This window comes from Tunicatimonas sp. (assembly GCF_049647865.1).
Classification (GTDB): Bacteria; Bacteroidota; Bacteroidia; order Cytophagales; family Cyclobacteriaceae; genus Tunicatimonas.
This window is the reverse complement of record NZ_JBARYM010000777.1, coordinates 1-5159: the sequence shown is the minus strand read 5'-3', so window position 1 is coordinate 5159 and position 5159 is coordinate 1. Positions and strand designations below refer to the sequence as shown.

Here is a 5159-nt window from a genome sequence, read left to right as displayed (position 1 = left end):
TCGGTTTCGGTAAGCTCGCGGGGAACGATGTCTAGTAATAATGCTTCTACGCCGATATTAGCGAAGTGGCAGGCGATGCGAGAGCCCATCACTCCCGAGCCGAGTACGGCTACTTTGGTAATGTTGTATTTCTTCATGATGTGGTGGTTACAACAGGTGGATTTATTTCTTCTTCTACAATTTTACTGATACTATTGATGACCTCGAAAAAGGTGTTGATCTTATCTTCAGGGATAATTGCCCGAACGGCATTGTTGAAATCCAGCACGGTTTTGCGCGATATTTCTTTCTTCGCCCGCCCCATTTCTGTAAGCACAATCCGCACCGACCGACGGTCATTTAAATCCGGTTGCTTAGTAATCAACCCTTTCTCTTCCATATTCTTCAGCATCCGAGTTAGGCTGCGCGATTCCAATCCAATCAGTGGGGCAATTTTGGTGGCGGGGGTGCCTTCTTTAGAGTCAATATTGAGTAGTACGTAGCCAATGGAGGTAGTAAAGTCGTTCTTTAATGCTTGCTGATTATACATGCGGTAGATCGCGTGCCAAGCCGTTTTTATGTTATAATCTACGGTTAGTTCCTTCTTCATAGCTAGCAAATATACTGAATTTTAGTAGGCATGCATACTAAAATTTATAATTTGTCCAGTTGCCTATTGACGATGCTGACAGATTGTTGTAGACTTGTGTACTATGCAATTACTACCTACCGCTTTGGAAAGCTATGTTCAGGAGCATAGTACTTTAGAACCTTCTTTACTCAGCGAACTTCGACGAGAGACCTACTTGGAGGTGCTAATGCCCCAAATGGTTTCTGGCCCAATACAGGGAAGTATATTGGCCATGCTGATACGCATGATTCGGCCTAACCGCATTTTGGAAGTAGGTACATTCACGGGTTATTCGGCTATCTGGATGGCCTCAGCTTTGCCAGAGGGGGGTAAGCTCATTACGCTAGATATTAATGAAGAATTGGAAGAGATGGTGCAACGATATATCCGTAGAGCAGAACTACAAAATACTATCGAGGCGAAAATTGGTAATGCGCTGGAAATCATTCCTACATTAAACGAAACGTTTGATCTGGTTTTTATTGATGCTGATAAGGACAATTATCCACGCTACTACGAACTAGTACTAAAGAAGCTGCGTTCCGGCGGATTCATTATTGCCGACAATGTGTTGTGGTACGGAAAAGTGGTTTCTGATAAAAAGGTGGATGCTAAAACGAAGGCGCTTCAAGATTTCAATACATTTGTTCAACAAGATTCTCGCGTAGAGAACGTTCTGTTACCAATACGCGACGGACTAATGATCGCACAAAAGAAATAGGGTATGAAAAACGTAAGTATTCTAGGTTGCTTCATATTTAGCTTCGTGTTTTCCGTTCAGGCTGAATCACCTCAGGTACCGGAAGTTGTATTCTTCGCTGATATGCGGCTGGAACTTACTGCCGCTGCCCGCAAAAAAGTGCAAACGGACGTAGATGCGCTTACTCGCTACGAAAAATACTTTAACGCCAAAGTAGATCGAATTGATGCGTACTTCCCACTAATTGAGCAAGTGCTACGTGAAGAGAATGTGCCCGAAGATATTAAGTACTTAGTAGTGCAGGAAAGTGCGTTGGTAGGCGATGCCGTCTCCAGCTCTAATGCCATTGGCTACTGGCAATTTAAGGTTGCGGCGGCGGCGGAGGTAGGTTTAACCATTAACAGTGCAGTGGACGAGCGAATGAATATCATTACGGCCACGCGCGGAGCGGCTCGTTACTTTAAAAATAACAATGCGCTGTTCGATAACTGGCTACACGCGCTTATGGCCTACTACGAAGGTCCGGGTGGGGCTTTAAAGAAGGCAGACAAACGCTTTAACGGCAAAAAAGTGATGCGGCTAGACGGTAAAGCCCACTGGTACGTATTGAAGTATCTTTCCCATAAAATTGCTTTTGAGTCTGCTGTAGGAAAAAATCCTAATCCACCAGTTCAACTTTTTGTGTACCAAAATGGGGGTGGGAAAACCCTGCGCGATATTGCCCAAGAATTTAGAGTGACTGAAGACGATCTCCGACCCTATAACACTTGGCTAAAGCAGAGAAAAATACCACAGGATAAGCCCTATCCAGCGATTGTTCCTGACTTTAGCGGACAATCGCGCGAACCCGCTATCGCTGCTAACCAAACCCAGAATACCTCCCCTGAAGCTAAATCTAATAGAAGTGCTACTACTGCGGTGTTGAGCAAGGAAGAGTTTAATTCTGATGCTTTTCCTCTGATGAAAACTCGTCGTTGGTTCGGAAAAAAACAATTGCTGGTTAACGGTATTCCGGCGGTAATTGCCAAAGAAGAGGAGGATGTAAAGCTGCTATCCCAACGTACCGGAGTAGCTCCTAGTAAGATTATTAAGTTTAATAATCTGGGGCATCCGCAAGCAGCAATCGTCTCGGGCCAGCCGTATTATTTACGACAAAAGCACAACCGTGCTCCCGCTCATTACCACGTTGCTGAAGAAGGAGAAACTTGGTGGAACGTATCGCAGCGATTCGGTATCAAACTTAACAAGCTGCTTAGAAACAATCGCTTGCGAAAAGAGGAGCCGCTGCAAGCCTATCAGGTGCTTTGGTTACGCTACATTCGTCCTACTACCATTGCGGCAGAATTTCGCTATCCAGGGAGATTACCCACAAATCAGTTACCCAAATCTACAGCTACTGTATCGGCCGACACTAGATTAGCCACTACTGAAGCGGTTAATAATTCATCGAGAGCTAACCGACCAGCCCAGCCATCAGATGCTGATATTGCATCTGAACAAGCATGGCGAAACAGTTCTGAGCAGAATAATGCGAGGCTAACGTTAGAAAGCAGAACAGAGGATGCCACTGCCTACCATACAGTACGCTCCCAAGAAACACTCTACAGTATTGCCCGGCAGTACGGTGTATCGGTAGCTGAATTAGCCGGACATAACCAAATGTCAGTTTATGACTCTATTCAAGAAGGGCAAAAGCTACTGCTTCCAGGGTCGGGCAGTGCATTAGCCACCGCTAAGGGTTATCACGAAGTAGAAGCTGGAGAAACGATGTATCAGATCGCTCAACGATACAATATTTCTATTCGGGAATTAATGGAATGGAATCAAAAGGAAAGTTTTAATCTGAAAACTGGTGAACAATTGCGGATTGCTGCCCCTCAGCTGTGAAGTAAACAATCGTAGTTACTTCCTTATTGTATTTAGAATAAAACATTACGTGTATCCAGTATTTGGTGAATCATACTTTTTATTTGGCAAATATCGACACAACTTTACAATTGATAGTAAAGTGAGTAGACCACGGAATGGCTTAGTAAATGATTAATTTGGTGTTGCTTATTGATGATAACGATACTGATAATTTTATCAGCCGACGGGTCATAGAACTTACTGAGTTTGCTGAACGGGTTATCGTAAAAAGTTCAGGGCAACAGGCACTAGATTATCTCCAGGAGAATGCTCAATCTCCCAATGAAATTCCAGACTTAATTTTTCTTGACATCAACATGCCCATCATGGATGGGTTTATGTTTCTCTACGAGTTTGAAACATTGCCACCCGAAATACAGCAAAAACCTAAAGTGATTATTTTGTCAAGTTCTGAAGACAGAAGAGACGTAGACAAAATTATCACTAATAAAGCAGTGGTTAAATATATTACTAAGCCCCTGACTCAAAACGATCTGGAAGCAGTTAGCAGTGAAATATATAACGCTTAATAATCGGGGTCAAGCCCCATTCGCTGGGTAAGTTCTCGTAACAGCGGGTGCTTCTCACTTAAATAGTTAAGCTTTTCTGAAGGAGTGTAGGGGCGACGATCTTGCTCTTCTTTTATTACCGTAGTTTTTACATTGATCTGTGAGTTTTCCAAACGGTGACGCAAACGCTGTAGCAAATCAGCTCGCACCCCATTAAACTGGTCTTCCTGGATTGGACTAATAAAGATAAGTGGAATGGTAACTCCATCTTCTTCTAGTTTGATTGGCTGATTCAGAAGAACGTATTCAATTTCTTTGCCTAGGGCTCGCCGTTCTTTGATAAACTCTTGCCACACCTCTTCTAGCCTAGTTAAAGAAACCGGCTGGTCGGGCTTCTCTTCTAACACCATAGTATCTGATACTGCGGCATCTAATTCGGCTACCTCGGCTGTTTTAGTAGCATGCCCGTTTCCATTAGATGAGGGGTGAGGCTGCGTCTGTCCTAATTTTGGAATTCGAATGGTGCTTTGTAAGCGGGGAGCGGTCCCATGATTAATAGGAGTAGCTCCGCGCCCCTCTGGTGCCGGAGGCTTAGTAGCTTCTTCATTAGTAGTAGCTTCAGAAGAATCAGTTGACGGTGCGGTTACTTTTTTTTTATCTTCCTCTGATGCTGGCTTTTGCTGCGCCAAGCGAACTGCTGACTCAATGTAAGCCATTTTAATGAGTGCTAACTCCACGTGCAATCGCTGATTTTTGCTGTTTTTATACTGCAAGTCGCACTGTCCGGCTAGATTCATTGCGGTGAGTAAAAACGAAAGAGGAGTGTGTTCTGCTTGCTGCTGGTAGCGATTTCGTACCGTATCAGATACCTGCAACAAAGGTAAGGTAGCTGAATCTTTACAAACCAACACATTACGAAGATGCTCGTTTAGGCCCACAATAAAGTTATGCCCATCGAAGCCTTGGCGAAGAATATCATCCAGCACCAGCAGCACCTGGGGCAATTTCTGCTCCAGCAGTAAATCTACTATCTGAAAGTAGTAATCATAATCCAGCACATGCAGGTTCTGGATAGTTTCCCGGTAGGTTACCTGGCGATCGGCTGAAAAGGTAACGATCAGATCGAAGATAGAAAGAGCATCCCGCAGGGCGCCGTCGGCCTTTTGAGCAATCAGGTTCAGGGCCTCTTCTTCCGCTTGTATTCCTTCCCGCTCGGCGATCTTTTGCAAATGCCGAGTCATATCGGCTATCTGAATCCGATTGAAATCATAAATCTGACAACGCGATAAAATAGTTGGGATTACTTTATGCTTTTCGGTAGTAGCCAGGATAAAGATGGCGTAGGGCGGCGGTTCTTCCAGCGTTTTCAGAAAGGCATTAAATGCTTGGTTGGATAGCATGTGCACCTCATCAATAATGTACACTTTAAACT

The 5159-nt window shown here is 44.2% G+C and carries 6 protein-coding genes; 3 read left to right on the top strand and 3 right to left on the bottom strand.

All coding sequences use genetic code 11. The features are described from left to right. Together WBA23_RS22630 and WBA23_RS22625 are read right to left on the bottom strand one after the other, a co-directional pair. Positions 1-137 (bottom strand): 3-hydroxyacyl-CoA dehydrogenase NAD-binding domain-containing protein (locus tag WBA23_RS22630; RefSeq protein WP_424584552.1); only part of this gene is annotated, 137 nt, incomplete at its 3' end. Then, complete coding sequence (locus WBA23_RS22625; protein WP_424584551.1) at positions 134-589, bottom strand: MarR family winged helix-turn-helix transcriptional regulator; 456 nt, start codon at positions 587-589, stop codon at positions 134-136. The genes WBA23_RS22625 and WBA23_RS22630, both read right to left, overlap by 4 nt. 103 nt (positions 590-692) lie before the next feature. Between WBA23_RS22625 and WBA23_RS22620 the strand changes: the two genes are divergently transcribed. The 3 genes from WBA23_RS22620 (at position 693) to WBA23_RS22610 (ending at position 3748) form a co-directional block, all read left to right on the top strand. Next, positions 693-1331, top strand: coding sequence for an O-methyltransferase (locus WBA23_RS22620; RefSeq protein WP_424584550.1), 639 nt, complete (start codon positions 693-695; stop codon positions 1329-1331). A 3-nt stretch (positions 1332-1334) separates the two neighbouring features. Beyond that, positions 1335-3197, top strand: coding sequence for a LysM peptidoglycan-binding domain-containing protein (locus tag WBA23_RS22615; protein ID WP_424584549.1), 1863 nt, complete (start codon positions 1335-1337; stop codon positions 3195-3197). Positions 3198-3346: 149 nt separating this feature from the next. Further along, positions 3347-3748 (top strand): response regulator, encoded by a 402-nt coding sequence (locus WBA23_RS22610; RefSeq protein WP_424584548.1) that lies wholly within the window; start codon positions 3347-3349, stop codon positions 3746-3748. Here the strand turns inward: WBA23_RS22610 and WBA23_RS22605 are convergent. Further along, positions 3745-5159: DNA polymerase III, subunit gamma and tau (locus tag WBA23_RS22605; RefSeq protein WP_424584547.1), on the bottom strand; the 1415-nt coding region annotated here is incomplete at its 5' end. The genes WBA23_RS22610 and WBA23_RS22605 overlap by 4 nt on opposite strands.